The sequence below is a fragment of the Saccharopolyspora karakumensis genome (assembly GCF_004349225.1).
GTDB lineage: Bacteria > Actinomycetota > Actinomycetes > Mycobacteriales > Pseudonocardiaceae > Saccharopolyspora > Saccharopolyspora endophytica.
Window position 1 is genome coordinate 1 of the sequence record NZ_SMLA01000033.1, and the last position, 15,793, is coordinate 15,793.

At 67.3% G+C, this 15,793-nt stretch carries 11 protein-coding genes; 4 read left to right on the forward strand and 7 right to left on the reverse strand.

Going from position 1 to position 15,793, the window contains the following annotated elements; genetic code table 11:
* The coding region (locus E1202_RS20100; RefSeq protein WP_235878694.1) for a formate/nitrite transporter family protein at positions 1-750 on the reverse strand (750 nt) is incomplete at its 3' end.
* 719 nt (positions 751-1,469) lie between these two features.
* On the opposite strand from E1202_RS20100, the gene moaA reads away from it, so the two are divergent.
* Both moaA and E1202_RS20110 read left to right on the forward strand, forming a co-directional pair.
* Positions 1,470-2,534 carry a GTP 3',8-cyclase MoaA gene (gene moaA / locus E1202_RS20105; RefSeq protein WP_132684699.1) on the forward strand — a complete coding sequence of 355 codons (1,065 nt, stop codon included), beginning with the start codon at positions 1,470-1,472 and terminating at the stop codon, positions 2,532-2,534.
* Between the two features lie 4 nt (positions 2,535-2,538).
* Positions 2,539-2,823 carry a MoaD/ThiS family protein gene (locus E1202_RS20110; protein ID WP_132684700.1) on the forward strand — a complete coding sequence of 95 codons (285 nt, stop codon included), beginning with the start codon at positions 2,539-2,541 and terminating at the stop codon, positions 2,821-2,823.
* 17 nt (positions 2,824-2,840) lie between these two features.
* On the opposite strand, the gene mobA is transcribed toward E1202_RS20110, so the two are convergent.
* The 5 genes from mobA to E1202_RS20135 form a co-directional block, all read right to left on the reverse strand.
* Positions 2,841-3,758 carry a molybdenum cofactor guanylyltransferase gene (gene mobA / locus E1202_RS20115; RefSeq protein ID WP_132684701.1) on the reverse strand — a complete coding sequence of 306 codons (918 nt, stop codon included), beginning with the start codon at positions 3,756-3,758 and terminating at the stop codon, positions 2,841-2,843.
* Positions 3,713-7,102 carry a thiol reductant ABC exporter subunit CydD gene (gene cydD / locus E1202_RS20120; protein ID WP_165943920.1) on the reverse strand — a complete coding sequence of 1,130 codons (3,390 nt, stop codon included), beginning with the start codon at positions 7,100-7,102 and terminating at the stop codon, positions 3,713-3,715. Before cydD ends, mobA begins: the two co-directional genes overlap by 46 nt.
* Positions 7,103-7,171: 69 nt before the next feature.
* Positions 7,172-8,407, reverse strand: coding sequence for a molybdopterin molybdotransferase MoeA (locus E1202_RS20125; RefSeq protein ID WP_132684702.1), 1,236 nt, complete (start codon positions 8,405-8,407; stop codon positions 7,172-7,174).
* On the reverse strand, positions 8,394-9,467 hold the full coding sequence (cydB, locus tag E1202_RS20130) for a cytochrome d ubiquinol oxidase subunit II (RefSeq protein WP_132684703.1): 1,074 nt from the start codon (positions 9,465-9,467) through the stop codon (positions 8,394-8,396). Before cydB ends, E1202_RS20125 begins: the two co-directional genes overlap by 14 nt.
* A gap of 19 nt (positions 9,468-9,486) precedes the next feature.
* A complete protein-coding gene (locus E1202_RS20135; RefSeq protein ID WP_132684704.1) occupies positions 9,487-11,034 on the reverse strand; it encodes a cytochrome ubiquinol oxidase subunit I in 1,548 nt (515 codons plus the stop codon).
* A 476-nt stretch (positions 11,035-11,510) separates the two neighbouring features.
* On the opposite strand from E1202_RS20135, the gene E1202_RS20140 reads away from it, so the two are divergent.
* A complete protein-coding gene (locus E1202_RS20140) occupies positions 11,511-13,796 on the forward strand; it encodes an FdhF/YdeP family oxidoreductase (protein WP_132684705.1) in 2,286 nt (761 codons plus the stop codon).
* A 121-nt stretch (positions 13,797-13,917) separates the two neighbouring features.
* Positions 13,918-14,751: a formate dehydrogenase accessory sulfurtransferase FdhD gene (fdhD, locus tag E1202_RS20145; protein WP_132684706.1), complete on the forward strand. Its 834-nt coding sequence runs from the start codon at positions 13,918-13,920 to the stop codon at positions 14,749-14,751.
* 20 nt (positions 14,752-14,771) lie between these two features.
* Here fdhD and E1202_RS20150 read toward each other — a convergent pair whose 3' ends face one another.
* On the reverse strand, positions 14,772-15,791 hold the full coding sequence (locus E1202_RS20150; RefSeq protein WP_235878696.1) for an FUSC family protein: 1,020 nt from the start codon (positions 15,789-15,791) through the stop codon (positions 14,772-14,774).
* Positions 15,792-15,793 lie beyond the last annotated feature (2 nt).

Genomic DNA, 15,793 nt, shown 5'->3' on the forward strand with positions numbered 1-15,793 from the left:
GGAGTAGATTGCGCCGACCAGCAGGCCGCCACCCACCAGGTTGCCCAGGCCGACGAAGAGGAGGTTGTTCGCGAAAGCCTCGGCCGTCACGCCGGGCACGCGTGCGAACAGGCCAAGCGAGAAGCAGGTCATGTTGGCGACGACGTGCTCGAATCCCGAACCGACGAACGCCAGAAGGCCCCAGAAGACCAGAGCGATCTTGGCACCATCGGAACGGGTTCGGCCGGCCATCCACACGGTGAGGCAGACCAGGAAGTTGCAGAGGAGCCCGCGGAAGAAGAGGTCTTCGGGGCTTTCGGACAGCTTCGCCCCCAGCAGGCTCCTCAGCATCGCTGCGCCGGGTGCGGGCTTGCCGCTGTCAGCCGCGACGTCCAGCACACCGGCGGAGTGCACGAGCCAGGCGAAGACGGCGGAGCCGACGAGGTTTCCGACGAAGGAGACGACGATGACCGTCGCCGCGCCGAAGAGCGACACCCGACGGCGGCTCAAACCTTGGACCATGGTCATCATGTTGCTGGTGCACAGCTCGGAGCCTGCGAAGAGCACCAGTGTCAGCGCCACGCCGAAGACCAGGCCCTGGATCAGCTTGGTCCATGCGGAGTGCTCGGTGTAGAGCGGTCCGGTCACCATGAGCAGGAGGACCACGGCCACGCCGATGAAGGCACCGCCGAGCGACGCGAGAAGCAGATAGCGTCCAGGGCTGCGGAGTTGGGACGCTTTCGCTTGCGCCGCCACGACCTGCTCTTCCAAGGACTCGTGAAGTGGAATCGGCATGGTGGTCCTCTCAGTACTGATCAGGTTCGGAAAAAACCGTTGCTCACGGAGACGGGTGCTCGGACCTCCGGATGCGGCGATTCCACATCAGGCTCTGGTCGTGTTCCACGTCTTTCATGGAGTGACCGACAGGACAGCTCAGGGACCTTCGAACGCACTCATGATGTGGCCATGCGGTTGTTCTGCACCCCGGTTTGCGCCGTCCCTTTCCCGCCGCATGTTGGCGAACGCTGAAACCAACCGCGCGACAGCTTTAGCCCTCGGGGCGGGGGAGTCAAAGAGAAACCGATGATGGTGCGATAGACAGCGTTTTCGCCGCTGCATCGACAACGCGTCCGGTGTCCGGCGATCGCGTTCAGCAACGGCTAGCCTGGCTGCGGCGAAGCACAGCGATAGCAGCGAGGCGCCGGTGCTCGTTGGGCTGACCGCTGGATCTCGGTGAGCATTGGGTTGTCCTCCCGTGCTTGGCATCGGCATGGATTATCGATCGGTTGACAGCGCGAATTGGAGTTACGCGCTCGCTCACTGGAGAATGCGGTTGGGACGTCAGCGGATTTGACCGCTACGTGCAGCGTGATCGACGAGGATGGGCATGGACGAGCACAGTTCCCCTTTGCATGAGCGAGCCATCTCGGTAGACGCACGTTTGGACGTGTGCGCGACGCGGGTCGTCACCTGTGCGTGGGAGCGGCGCCATGACTGAGGTGGCTTTGGGAATGCCCGGCATGCCGCATCGTGTGCATCCAGGGTCGGACATGCGTCCGGACACGTCCCAGCTCGTGGACAGCTTCGGCCGGATCGCGACGGACTTGCGGGTGTCGTTGATCGACAAGTGCAACCTGCGCTGCACGTACTGCATGCCGGCTGAAGGGCTTGCCTGGCTCAAACGGGCGGAGCTGCTCGACACCGAGGAGATCCTCCGATTGATCGGAATCGCGGTGGAGCGCCTCGGTGTGCGAAACGTGCGGTTCACCGGTGGTGAACCGCTCTTGCGCAAGGATCTCGTCGAGATCATCGCGAGGACTTCGCGGCTTCCCAGTGGGCCGAGAACCTCGTTGACGACCAACGGTATCAACCTGGGCTCGTATGCTGATGATCTGCGCCGCAGCGGTCTGGACCGGGTAAACGTGTCCCTGGATTCCCTTGACGAGAACACCTTTCGCGAGCTGACTCGTCGCGACCGGTTCCACGACGTCATCGCAGGATTGGAAGCTGCGCGGGCCGCGGGGCTCGAGCCGGTCAAGGTCAACGCCGTGCTGATGCGGGGTCGCAACGAGCACGAGGCCTGCGACCTGCTGAGGTTCTGCCTCGAACGGGGTTATCACCTGCGGTTCATCGAGCAGATGCCGCTGGATGCGCAGCACGGTTGGGACCGTGCTGCGATGATCACCGCTGACGAGATCCTCGATCTTCTGGGCACCGAGTTCACCTTGACACCGCACGCGGCCGAACGCGGCTCTGCTCCGGCTGAGCGGTGGCTCGTCGACGGCGGCCCGGGGACCGTGGGCGTGATCGGCTCGGTCACCCGACCGTTCTGCGCCGCCTGCGATCGCACTCGCCTCACCGCTGATGGGCAATTGCGCTCCTGCTTGTTCTCCACGGAGGAAACCGATTTGCGCGGTCCGATGCGAGCGGGTGCCGAGGACGAGGAGTTGATCCGGCTGTGGCAGGACACCATGTGGGCGAAGGCCGCGGGTCACGGTGTCGACGGTGCTGGTTTCGCGCGGCCTGCGCGGCCCATGAGCGCGATCGGAGGTTGAGCGGATGACTGCGGTGGACGAGCAGGTCGGTGTTAGGGTCCGGTACTTCGCGGCTGCGCGCGCGGCTGCGGGTGTCGCCGAGGAAGTGGTGCGAGTCGGGAGGTCGACTGATCTCGCCCCGACCGCGGGCGATGCCATCGACGCTGTCACCGCGGCGCACGGCGATCGTTTGGCCGCGGTCGTGACGGCGTGCAGCTTCCTGCTGAACGGTGTGGCGGTGCGGGACCGTTCCGTCGAAGTCCACGACGGTGCTGAACTCGACGTGCTGCCCCCGTTCGCCGGCGGATGAGTCGAGATTTGCCGAACCTACGCGGAAACGGGTCGCGAAGCGGTCAGCAACATCACGACGTCACCGGACTGCAATGGCGACTGCGCCTCGGCGGGAAAGCACGATCCGTTGACCGCCACGACGACCTGACCGTCGAGCTGCACACCTGACTGCTCGGCCGCCGCGCCGAGCGTGCTCGCGCGGACGCACCGCCGCTCGCTCGCGACGAGTTCGGTCCCCACCAGGATGGACTTCTCGACGACCACCTCGGGTGTCGGCTGCGCGCACGCTGCCCGGTACTGCTCGGGGGTGTTGACGTTGAACACCGACGCCAGGTCGGGGTCGGCGGCGAACAGCCGCGTGTCGGCGAGCAGGGTCGCCTCGTCGAGCAGGTGCACGTCGACGCTGTCGAGGAGGTCCGACAGGCGCGAGCGCCCGGCTTCCAGCAGCGCATGGAGGTGGGGCGCGAGGCTGGTGCGATAGCCGGCGGCCAGCGGCTGCCGGAATCCCCGAATGCGCGGTATTGCCGCGTCCGGTGTGGCCCAGTCGTCGCCCGCCGCGGCGGCGGTGAAGCCGCGGAGCACGGCGTCGACGAAGGCGGAGTGCAGCAGGGGGAGGTCGGTGGCGCAGGCGAAGGCCAGGGACGCTCCCTCGCGTTCCGCGACGGCCAGCCCGGTGGCCAGACCTTGCAGCGGTCCGCGGCCCTGTTCGGCGTCGTCGCAGACGATCACCTGCGATCCGAGCGCGGGCAGCGCTTGCCCCGGCGCCCGCACGACGATCACGGGACCACCGACGGCTCGGCCCACCACGTCGGTCACGTGGCGCAAGAACGTGGAACCGTGCCATTCCAGTGATGCCTTGGCAGCGCCCATCCTGCTCGAGCATCCCCCGGCGAGCACCACTCCGGCCGTCATCGGACCACGTCCTGCTGGGTGCGTTCGAGCGTGGCGTGCCATGCCGTGTCCTCTCCTTCGTTCGGTCCTCCCACGTGCGTTGCGGTGCGCGAATCGACAAGTCGGCTGCTTTTCCACCCGGTCTCGGTGGGGTGCTCAAGCGTGATTTCGCCGTCCCGGATGTGCAGCACCATGTTGGCGTGCGCGGTGTCCGACCAGCGATGTGTCACGTGCACGATGGTCCGGCCCCGCCAGGCGCGGCTGATCTCGGCGAGCACCTCGTCGGCCTTGGCGATGTCGAGGTGCGCCGTGGGTTCATCGAGCAGCACCAGCTGGGCGTCCTCGACCAGCAGCGCGCGGGCCAAGGCGAGGCGCTGCGCCTCACCACCGGACAGCGCGGTCCCTCCGGGTTCGACGAACGCGTCCAGCCGGTCCTGCCATTCGTCCAATCCCGCAGTGCGCAACGCTTGCGCGATGTGTTCGTCGCTGGCCCGCGGTGCGGCCAGCAGCAGGTTCTCCCGAACCGTCGTCGCCACGAGCTGCGGTTCCTGCGGGCACCACGTCACCGGTTGCGGTGCCCTCACCTGACCGCTTTCGAGTTGCAGGAAGCCCAGCAGCACCGACACCAGCGTCGACTTGCCGCCACCCGAGGGGCCTACCACGGCCACGTGCGCACCGGCCGGCACTCGCAGGTGCGGCACGCACAACGCCGGTCGGCCCGCACCAGGCCAGCGGACGACCACGTCGTCGAGCTCGACGGCACCATCGGACCTCGTGCGGGGGTCGTTGGTCGGGGGCGCCGCGAGCACCGCTTCCAGGCGCGCCTGCGCTTTCCGCAGGGAGCGCAAGTGCTGCGCTGCCGCGGGGAGGAGCCCGACTGCCTCGGTGGCCGCGAGTGGGACCAGGACCAGCAGCGGTGCGAGCTCCGGTGCGAGCACGCCCCGCGCGACGGCGTCCGTGCCCAGCCAGCAGCCGCCGAGAACCGCGATTCCGATAGCGAGGGTGATCAGGCCACTGGCCGCACCAGCACCGAACGCGCCGCGGCGGGCGCGGCGCCCGAGTTGCGCGTCCGCAACGGCGAGTTCGGTGCGCCGGGCACCATCGGCGCCGAACGCCAGCAGTTCAGCGGAACCGTCGAGCAGCGCCAGCACGTGGGCGGCCACATCCCGTCGGGATTCCTCGGCGGCGGCTGTCGCGCGGCGTTCTGCCGCGAGAGCCGCGATCGGACCGCCGATCGCGGCGATGAGCAACGCACCGCCGAGCACCGCTCCAGCAGCCGGCAGCACGGCGAACTCGATGACGATGGCGCCGAGCGCAGCCACGACGGCTACGGCTGGGGGCACGATGACCCGGGGGACGAGGTCGCGCACCACGTCGGCGTCATCGACCAGGTGGGCCAGACCGTCGCTGCGGCGGTAGCGGGCGGCGCGCACCGGGCCGAGGCGCACGAGCGCCTCCCACAGCCTGACGCGCAAACGACCGGCATCCCGCAGCGCGGCGTCGTGGGTCGCGAGTCGTTCGAGGTAGCGCAGCACAGCGCGGGACAAGGCGAAGGCGCGGACACCCACGACTGCGACGGACAGCGAGAGAATCGGTGGTTGTTGCGAGGCCCGGGCGATGAGCCAGGCCGAGGTCGCGGCCAGTGCGATGCCGGACAGCAGGGACAACGAGCCGATACCCGCTCCGATCAGCATGCGCGAGCTGACCAGGTCGCGGAGCCGGGCTCGTGCGGCGGGCGCCTCCGGCGCTGCCGGGATGTCGGTGACCGCGTCAGTATCAGGCGTGGTCGCGGCCGTGTCCGGGCGGTGGCTTGCCAGCAGCACCGCAGCACCGCGATCGGCGGCGTCCCGGAGCGCGTCGTTGACCTTGCGCGCGTTCGCGGCGTCGAGGCTCGCGGTCGGTTCATCGGCCAGCAGGATGCGCGCGTGGCCCTGCAGCCGGAGCAAGGCCCTGGCCACGGCGACCCGCTGGCGCTCGCCGGTGGACAGCGAATCGACCCGACGGTGCACGAGGTGCGCCGCGCCCACCTGGCCGAGCGCGCACGAAGGGTCGAGGTTACCGGGCTGGTCAGACGTGGCGACCGCCAGCTCGTCGGCGACCGTTCCGCCGGTGAAGGTCGGACGTTGCGGGATCCAGGCGAAAGTGCGCCGCCATTCGGCTCGATCGCACTGATCGATGTCAACTCCGCCGCAGCTGATCCGGCCTTCGTCAGCGGCGACGAACCCGAGCAGGGCGGCGAACACGGTCGACTTCCCGCTGCCGCTCGGTCCCAGCCCCCCGGAGTTCTCAAGACGGACGATGTCCCCGGCCCGCGCGCTGCAGTTGAACCCCTCGGGGGCGCGGCGTTCGCGGCGGACAACCGACAAACCCTCCACCGCCAGGGGACCGAGGCCGGGCACCCGCCGACCGTGCGCAGGACTTGTCGTACCCACGATGCCGTCGACTCGTCGGACGGCTTCCACGCCATCCTCGCTGGCGTGATGAGCTGCGCCGGCTGCTCGCAGCGGTAGGTAGCATTCCGGCGCCAGCACGAGGACGAGCAGCCCAGTCGCCAGGTCGAGCTCGCCTGAGACCAATCGCAATCCGATGCCGACGGCGACCATGGCGACCGACAGCGAGGAGAACAGCTCCAGCACCAGCGCTGACAAGAAGGCCACGCGCAGTGTCGCTGCGGTGGTGCGCCGCTGCTGGTCGCTGAGCTCGCGCACGATCGCGACCTGGGCACTCGCTCGGCCGAACGCGGTGAAAACCGGCAGGGCGCGGACCAATTCGAGCATTCGTGCGGACAACCGCTGCAGCGCGTCCAGGGCGGCGGCGCTGCGCTTCTCGGTGTAATGCCCGACGAGCCAGGCGAACAGCGGGATCAAGGGCACGGTGAGCGCAATGACGATCGCCGACACCCAGTCTGAGAACAGGATCCACGCCCCCACGCACGGTGGCACGATCGCCGCGTTGACCAAGGCCGGTAGGTACTTGGTGAAGTAGGCGTCGAGCGAATCGAGCCCTTTGGTCGCCAGTGCGGTGAGCTGGGCCGGACCACGTCGCTGGATCCACTCCGGTCCACGTCGCAGAGCCGCGTCGACGAGCAAAGCCCGCAGTTCCTCCTTGGCTCCGGTCGCCGCGCGAGCTGCCGCGAACTCCATGCTCCACGCCAACGCGGCTCGCGCCGCGATGGAGCCCGCGAGGACGAGAAGTCGCTCGGGATGGACGGAGCCTCCCGTCACAACGGGAGCCAGGGTTGTGGCGATCGCCCAGGCTTGGACGATCAGTGCCACGGCATTGCAGGCAGAGAGAAAGCCGATCAACGTCAGGGCACGTCGTGCCGAAGCCGACAGCTTCGGGAGTGCCCCGAGCGGGGACAGCGCGTTGCCGGGTCTGGAAGTGGAGTCGCCTGATCCAGCACCCATGTCCGTCACCTCGTTCGGTTGACAGTGACGTCTGGGCCACGCGGGGAGGTGCGTCACGATGGGCCGCGGCTACCACGGGCGCGGCATGGGTAGGAACTCGGCGGTGGCGCTGGCGAGGACACCACCTGGCGGCACCACCGCGAGTCCGTCGGCTGCGGCGAGGCCGCGCAACATCGCTGGCCCGTGGAACGGCAAGGGGAGTGCGGTGTTGTTGTGAAGCCGCACCGGCACCAGCCTGGTGTTGTCCGAATGCCACGGGAGTTCGGTGGTGCCTCGCACCTGGTGGAAGTCGATCGCGGGACGCCCGCTGAGGCGCTCTAGGAGGGGCATGGCCAGGGTGACGATTCCGGCCACGGCAGCCAACGGGTTGCCGGGAAGCCCGACGAGTCGACGGGCGCGACCGTCGGCTGAGTTCGGCAGCTCGGCCAGCAGCATGGGGTGGCCCGGTCGCACCGCCACGGAGTCGACCAGCAAGCGTGCGTTGATCTCGGCCAGCACCGCGTGCAAGTGGTCGACTGGCCCCGCGGCCGTGCTGCCGGTCGTGATCACCACGTCCGCGGGGGAGTGGCGAACGGCGTCGAGCAGCGAATCGCGGTCATCGGACACCAGGCGGCGAGTGATCACCTCGGTAGCGCAACGCAGCCAAGGCTCGAGCATGGGGCTCAGCGCGTCCCTGACGCGGCCCTGGTGGGGGAGGCCAGTGTCGAGCAGTTCGTCCCCGAGCACCAGGAGCTCGACGGTGGGGCGCTGGTGCACCGCGAGGTGGTCGTATCCGGCTGCCGCGGCGAGTCCCAGCACGCCGGGCGTGACCGTGCTGCCCGCCGGCAGCAGTGGTTCGCCACGACTGCACTCCTGGCCGCGTGGACGGACGTCGCGGCCGGGCGTCGGGGAACTCGCGGTGCCGAGTTCCCACAGCAGCGCGGTGGAACCGTCGACGTGTCCGTGCTCGTAGCGCAGCACTGCGCTCGCCCCGGCAGGAAGTTGAGCACCGGTGGCGATGCCCACGGCAGCCCCGTCGGGCAGCGGCGCAGGTTCCTGGCCGGCGAGCGTGGTGGATTCGTGAATCGTCCAGGGGCCTGGCCCGGCGACGGCCCAGCCATCCATCGCGGAGGTGTCAAACGCCGGAAGGTCTGTCAGCGCGGTCAACGGCTCGGCGAGCGTGTGACCGAGCGCCTCAGGAAGTTCCCGGGTGCGGGCGGGCATCGCGACTCCTGTGTCGCGCGCGATTTTTCGTGCTTTCGTCCACGTCGTGAGGTGACCGTGCGGTCTCGCGTGATGTTTCGGCCTGGTTCTACCGGCTGACATGGTTACGGCCCTCCTTGCCCGCTTCGGTGGTCGTGGCTTGGCCGGGAAGACGATCCGCCGGTGTTGGCGCGGGCGTGGGGGGCGCGCCGATTCGCTGGCGGAAGACCCAGTAGGTCCAACCCTGGTAGAGCAGCACGAGAGGGGTCGCGAAGCCCGCGATCCAGGTCATGATCTGCAGGCTGTAGTCGCCGGAGGCGGCGTTGTCGACGGTCAGGCTCCACTGCGCGGTCAGCGTGGAGGGCACGACGTCCGGGTAGAGAGCGAGGAACAACGTCACGGTCACCGCGACCACGCTCACACCGGAGAAGACGAAAGCCCAGCCTTCTCGGGCACGACGGTTGGCCTCTAGCGCTGCGATCAGACCGGCCAGCCCGAGAATCGCGATCGGGATGCTCGCGGGCGCCCCGAATTCCACGGTCGTCCAGACCAGGAAGAAGGCCGCCAGTGCAAAGGTGATCAAGCCTGCCTTGACCGCGAGGTCGCGCGCACGTCCGCGGATCGCACCGTCGGTCTTCAACGCGGCGAACACCGCTCCGTGGAACGTGAACAGGACCACCGCGAGCAGCCCACCGAGCACCGCGTAAGGATTGAACAGGTCAGCGAGGGCCCCGACGTAGACGCCATCGGCTTCGATCGGAAGCCCCCGGACGAGGTTGGCCAGCAGCAGGCCCCACAGGAACGGAACCACCAGCGAAGACCAGAACAGGATGACGTCCCAGTTGCGCTTCCAACGGAGATCGTCCCGTTTCGCCCGATACTCGAGGGCGAGGCCTCGCAAGATCAAGCCCACCAGGATCACGAAGGTCGGCAGGTAGAAGGTGCTGAACATGGTGGCGTACCAGTCGGGGAACGCGGCGAAGGTGGCGCCCGCCGCGGTGATGAGCCACACTTCGTTGCCGTCCCACACCGGACCGATCGTGCTGATCAGCGCGCCGCGTTCCTTGCTGTCCCGGCCGATGAGCTTGGTCAGGATGCCGACGCCGAAGTCGAAGCCCTCCAGGAAGAAGTACCCGGTCCACAGCACAGCGATGACGACGAACCACACGTCGGGGAGTTGCATGATCCTGCTTCCTCTCGGATCAGTACGCGAACGAGAGCGGCTTCTCAGCGTGTTCGGACGGGCGTGAAGGCACAGTGGAGGCCCGGGGTGGCCGTTCGGAGGTCGGGGGTCCTGCGCTGGCGTACCTCGCCAGCAAGCGGACTTCGACGATCGCCAGGGTCAGGTAGAGCCCGGCGAAGCCCAGCAGCGTGATGAGTTGCTCGGTAGTCGACACAGCTGGGGACACGGCATCGGCGGTGCGCATCAAGCCGTAGACGACCCAGGGCTGGCGTCCCATTTCGGTGAAGATCCAACCACTGGCGTTGGCGATCAGCGGCAACGCCAAGGTGAACAGGGCGATCCGCCAGGCCCACGCCGAGGCCGTGGTGCTCAACTCGCGGTTGCGCGTGACCATCAGCCGCGGGACCGCGTCATGGCGTGTCCGAAACTGCGGCGAGAGCCACAACCTGTTGCGGGTCAGCCACAGGCCTGCAACACCGACCAAGAAGGAGACCATTCCAGTGCCGATCATGACGCGGAAACCCCAGTAGGCGATCGCGACCTGCGGCAGGTAGTCGGCGGGCTGTCCGCCGAACGCGGCGGCCTCGGCCGCGGCGATGTCGTTGATCCCGGGCACCGGAGTGCTGAAGTCACCGTGCGCGAGGAAGGACAGCACTCCGGGGATCTGCACATCGATTTCGTTGCGCCCCTCGGCGACGTCGCCGTAGGCGAACACCGAGAAGGGCGCCGATCGCTCGGTCTCCCAGAGAGCTTCGGCGGACGCCATCTTCATCGGCTGCTGCTCGAACATCACCTTCGCGAGGCTGTCACCGGAGAGAGCGGTGCCGAGGCCGGCGATCGCGGCCAGCACCAGACCCAGCCGGAGTGAGCTGCGCATGGCGGCCACCGCATTGGTGTCCACGGGCGCGCCTCGGTTCTTGCGTCGGCTGTCGCGCCACAGGTGCAGTGCGGAGATGCCGACGACGAAGGCGCCAGCGGTGAGCATGGCGGCGGTCAGCGTGTGCGCGACCACGACCACGGTCGTCTTCTGGAAGAGCACGGCGCCGATATCGGTGAGCTGGGCCTTGCCGGTTGCCGGGTCGATCCGGTAGCCCACCGGGTGCTGCATCCAGGAGTTCGCGGCCAGGATGAAGTAGGAAGACAGCACGGTGCCGAGTGACACGATCCAGAGGCACGCGCAGTGGATCTTCCTCGGAAGCCGGTCCCAACCGAAGATCCACAACCCGATGAAGGTCGATTCGAAGAAGAAGGCCAGCAGTGCCTCCATCGCCAGCGGTGCGCCGAAGACGTCGCCGACGAACCGGGAGTAGGCCGACCAGTTCATCCCGAACTGGAACTCCTGCACGATCCCGGTGACCACACCCAGAGCGATGTTGATGAGGAAGAGCTTCCCCCAGAACTTGGTGGCGTGGAAGTACTTCTCACGGTCCGTGCGCACCCATGCGGTCTCCAGGCCGGCGGTGATGGCCGCGAGACCGATGGTCAGCGGGACGAAGATGTAGTGGTAGACGGTCGTGAGCCCGAATTGCCACCGCGCGAGAGTGTCCTCGGCCAGTGCCGTGTACACGTCAACTCCTCCTCGGCCGCGCACCTGGACGTGCCGGGATTGCATCGACACGTCGCGGGAAACGCGAAATCTTGACGACGACCACCTTTGTTGCTTTTTCTTGGCCGGTCAAAGTGGTGTTTTCGAAGGGTTGATAACCAGCGCCTATTGATGGCTGAATGATTGCTCCGGTTGTTTCCTGTTGGGGTGCACTTGCGCGCGGTTGAGGTCTGTCCGGTGTGCGTGATGCTGGGCACGTCTGGGCTGGAATGCTCGTGAGCGGTCGCGGCAGAATGCCTGCAACTCCGTCAGTGGCAACGTTTTTCGGCGAACGCGGAGCTTCGTGGTTCGTGATGGTAAAAGCTGCTTATCGGACGATATCTTCTTGTTCTTTGACTTTGTTTCGGATTCGACGTTCGCTCGTTGCCGACTGGATTTTGAAGTCCGTCGCTACGCGATTTTCGCGCCCGACGGGCGATTAGGGGATTGGTCACAACATGAGCAGGATGGAAGATCCCGACGACGACCTGAAGGTCACCCCACCGAAGACGTGGGCGACAGGTGTGCCGGCCGTCACACACGCCATGCAGTACTCGCTCAGCCAGACCTCGCCGCGACGGACCGCGCTGACGCTGCTGAACCTCAACCAGGGCAAGGGGATCGACTGCCCGGGATGTGCCTGGCCGGATCCCAAGCACCGGCCGATGAACGAGTACTGCGAGAACGGCGCCAAGCACATCAACGACGAGGCGACCACCAGGCGTGTCACCGCCGAGTTCTTCCGGCAGCACCCGGTTTCCGAGCTCGACGAGAAGTCGGATTACTGGCTCAACCAGCAGGGAAGGCTCACCGAGCCGATGGTCAAGCGCCCGGATTCCGACTTCTACGAGCCCATCGACTGGGACGAGGCCCTCGATCTGATCGCCGGGGAGTTGCGCGCGCTCGACTCCCCCAACGAGGCGCTGTTCTACACCTCGGGGCGCCTCAACAACGAGGCGGCCTTCCTGCTGCAGCTGTTCGCGCGGGCGTTCGGCACGAACAATCTGCCCGACTGCAGCAACATGTGCCACGAGTCCAGCGGGTTCGCGATGCAGGAAACGCTGGGCATCGGCAAGGGCAGCGTCAGCCTGGACGACATGCACCACTCCGACCTGATCTTCGTGATCGGCCAGAACCCGGGCACCAACCACCCGCGGATGCTCTCGGCGTTGGAGAACACGAAGCGCAACGGTGGCGAGGTCGTGGCGGTGAACCCGCTGCCGGAGGCCGGGCTGATGCGGTTCAAGAACCCGCAGAAGATGCGTGGTGTCCTAGGGCGGGGGACCGAAATCGCCGACCAGTTCCTGCAGATTCGTCCCGGCGGCGACTTGGCGTTGTTCAAGGCCTTGAACGTGCTGTTGCTCGAGGCCGAGGATGCCGCTCCCGGTACTGTTCTGGACCACGAGTTCATCCGTGCGCACACCACGGGGTTCGAGGAGTTCGCCAGGCAGGCGCGCGAGCTGTCGTGGGACGACGTGCTTTCGGCGACAGGCCTGACTCGTCAGGAGATCGAGCAGGTCCGCGATCGCGTGCTCGCCAGCGGCAGTGTCATCGCGTGCTGGGCGATGGGATTGACCCAGCACAAGCACGGCGTGGCCACGATCCGCGAGGTCATCAATTTCCTGATGTTGCGCGGCAACATCGGCAAACCCGGGGCGGGGGTGTGCCCGGTGCGCGGGCACAGCAACGTGCAGGGGGACCGCACGATGGGTGTGTGGGAGCAGATGCCGCAGGAGTTCCTCGACTCCCTCGAGCACGAGTTCGGATTCACGCCGCCGACCGAGCACGGCTGGGACTCGGTCGACTCGATTCGCGCCATGCTGGACGGCCGCGCACGGTTCTTCCTCGGCGTGGCGGGCAACTTCGTCCGTGCCACCCCGGACAGCGAGGTCACCGAGAAGGCGATGCGGCAGTGCCGGGTGACCGCCCACATCTCCACCAAGCTCAACCGATCGCACACCGTGTGCGGTGAGACCGCCTTGATCCTGCCCACCTTGGGGCGAAGCGACCGGGACATCCAGGCCGGCGGCGAGCAGTTCGTCACTGTCGAGGACTCGATGAGCATGGTCCACGCCTCCCGTGGACGGCTCGAGCCGGCATCGGATCGGCTCCTCAGCGAGGTCGCCATCCTCGCCCGGCTGGCCCGCCGCGTGCTCGGGGACGATCCCGACATCCCGTGGGAGGGGTTCGAGGCCGACTACGACACGATCCGCGACCGGATCTCGCGCGTGGTTCCCGACTTCGAGGACTTCAACGCCCGGGTGGCCGATCCCGGTGGGTTCGCGCTGCCGAACCCGGTGAACAGCGGCACCTACCCCACCGCGACCGGGAAAGCGGTCTTCACCTGCAACGAGTTCGAGAGCCTGGAACCGGGCAAGGGATATCTGGTGCTGCAGTCACTGCGCTCGCACGACCAGTGGAACACCATTCCGTACGCGTTGAACGACCGGTACCGCGGTATCCACAACGCACGGCGGGTCGTGCTGGTGAACCCGGCGGACCTGGACGAACTGGGCATCGCTGATCAGACCGAGGTGGACCTGGTGAGCGTGTGGCACGACGGTGTCGAACGGCGGGCACCGGGCTTCCGGGTGATCGCCTACCCGGCGGCGCGCGGGTCCGCGGCCTCCTACTATCCGGAGACCAACGTCTTGGTGCCGTTGGACAGCGTGGCCGACACCAGTAACACGCCCACCTCGAAGGGTGTGCTTGTGCGCCTGGAACCCGCCGCTAGCGCGAGTTGACGAGACCCGGCAAGCGCTCGCTCCCGGAACGCGGGGCGGGCGCCTGCCCGCGGTTCGTGGAGCGGAGTTTGACCCCGAGCGCTGCCCGGCCGGGCCGGGGACGCTGTAGAAGGAGAGCACGATGGGAAGAGTGACCGTCAGACGTCCGGTGTTGCGCATCCGCGATGGCAGGCAGTCGCAACGGCCCGACACCCTCGCTGCCGAAGAACCGATGGAGGTCCGCATCGGAGGGCGTCCGGTCACGGTCACCATGCGCACTCCTGGTCACGATTTCGACCTCGCGACCGGGTTCCTGGTGAGCGAAGGCGCGGTGCGTGCGGCCGAGGACGTCATGTCCATCCGATACTGCGCGGGTGCCACGGCCGATGGTGTCAACACCTACAACGTCGTCGATGTCGCGCTGGCGCCAGGAACCCCGGAACCCGAGGCATCACTGCAACGCAACTTCTACACCACCTCGTCGTGCGGGGTGTGCGGAAAGGCCAGCCTGGATGCGATTCGCACGACGACGACGTGGCCGATCGCCGATGACCCGCTGGAGATCGACGCGGCCACGCTCACGTCCTTGCCCGATGTGTTGCGGTCGGCCCAGCGGGTGTTCGACAGCACGGGCGGACTGCACGCGGCCGGACTGTTCACTTCCGGTGGCGAACTCATCTGCTTGCGCGAGGACGTCGGGCGGCACAACGCGGTCGACAAGGTCATCGGAAGCGCCGTGCGGTCCGGCCTGCTCCCACTACGTGAAACCGTTCTCATGGTCAGCGGCCGAGCTTCGTTCGAGCTGGTTCAGAAAGCCGTGATGGCCGGGATCCCCGCCTTGGCGGCCGTGTCCGCACCGTCGTCGTTGGCCGTGGAACTCGCCGAGGACAGTGGACTCTCGCTGATCGGTTTTCTGCGTGGTGAGTCGATGAACGTCTACTCCGGAGCCGAACGGCTGACGTTCGAATCTGCGTGACGGCCTGGCTGGAACCGTCGTCAGGTGCGGAACGCTGTGCTGAGGTGGGACCGGTCCGGGCTCGACTTCAGCTTCGGCCGTCTGACGAGTACCGCCATCGCGATGCCGGCGGCGACCCCGATCAGAGTGTCGATGCCGCGATCGGTGAGCATCGTCAGCGGGTCGGACGGGTCGGCGAGTTGGGTCATCAACATGATCAACGGCGTGAAGAAGCCGAGAGCGATCCCGTAGTGGCGCATCATGAACAGTTCGGTCGGGAACAGCAGCACGATCACGAGGACAGCGAGCACGGTGCTGCCGAAATCGGGGGCCAGCAGCAGTGCGGTGGCGACGAGGCCGGTCAGCGTTCCTAGAACGCGGTGGATTCCGCGGTGGACGACGTCGTGGATGCCGGGGTCGAGCAAATTCGCCTTGTCGATGACGGCCAAGGGCACGGCAGCTGACACCATGGCCCAGTTGGCGTGCTCGGTGCCGAGCAGCAGCCCGCAGGTACCGGCGGCCGAGATCGCGAAGGCGTAGCGCGCCGCGTGGATCAGCAGGTCGAACGCGCACGGGCGCCGGCGGTTGGTATCGCGGGTGCTGCGCTCGCCCAGGGCGTTCCCGGCGGTTCCGATGCGGGACACGAGCAGGCAGAACAGCGCGGTGCCCAGGCAGATGCCCACAGCGAGGTCGAAAGGGACGTGACCTGCCGGGATGGTGGCGGTGGTGCCGAGCGCGAAGATGCCGAAGAAGGGGCCCGCAGGACGCAGGTCCAAAATGTCGGTCAGCAACGAGATCAGCGTCGCGCAGCAGACGGCGACTGCGACGAGTGCCCATGGAGGGGCTTGAAGCTCGGAGAGCACGACGCCGATGCTCACCGAGGCCACGAGGATCGCGCCTGCTTGGGTTTGATGTCTCAAGCGGAGGCGGTAGGGCTCGGCTCGCCCGTACATCCCGGTAAAGGAGCCGAACACGGCGTAGACGAGCATCTCGTAGCGGCCGGAGAGCAACACCAGGATTCCGGGGAAGAACAGGCCCAGCGCGACCCGGAATGCGTGCACGT

Excerpts from the sequence above, each read along its gene's own strand:
- fdhD (WP_132684706.1), top strand. The coding sequence starts at position 13,918 with ATGGGAAGAGTGACCGTCAGACGTCCGGTGTTGCGCATCCGCGATGGC.
- cydB (WP_132684703.1), bottom strand. The coding sequence starts at position 9,467 with ATGCAACTCCCCGACGTGTGGTTCGTCGTCATCGCTGTGCTGTGGACC.
- E1202_RS20125 (WP_132684702.1), bottom strand. The coding sequence starts at position 8,407 with ATGTCAGCCGGTAGAACCAGGCCGAAACATCACGCGAGACCGCACGGT.
- cydD (WP_165943920.1), bottom strand. The coding sequence starts at position 7,102 with ATGGGTGCTGGATCAGGCGACTCCACTTCCAGACCCGGCAACGCGCTG.
- E1202_RS20140 (WP_132684705.1), top strand. The coding sequence starts at position 11,511 with ATGAGCAGGATGGAAGATCCCGACGACGACCTGAAGGTCACCCCACCG.
- E1202_RS20110 (WP_132684700.1), top strand. The coding sequence starts at position 2,539 with ATGACTGCGGTGGACGAGCAGGTCGGTGTTAGGGTCCGGTACTTCGCG.
- mobA (WP_132684701.1), bottom strand. The coding sequence starts at position 3,758 with ATGGCACGCCACGCTCGAACGCACCCAGCAGGACGTGGTCCGATGACG.
- moaA (WP_132684699.1), top strand. The coding sequence starts at position 1,470 with ATGACTGAGGTGGCTTTGGGAATGCCCGGCATGCCGCATCGTGTGCAT.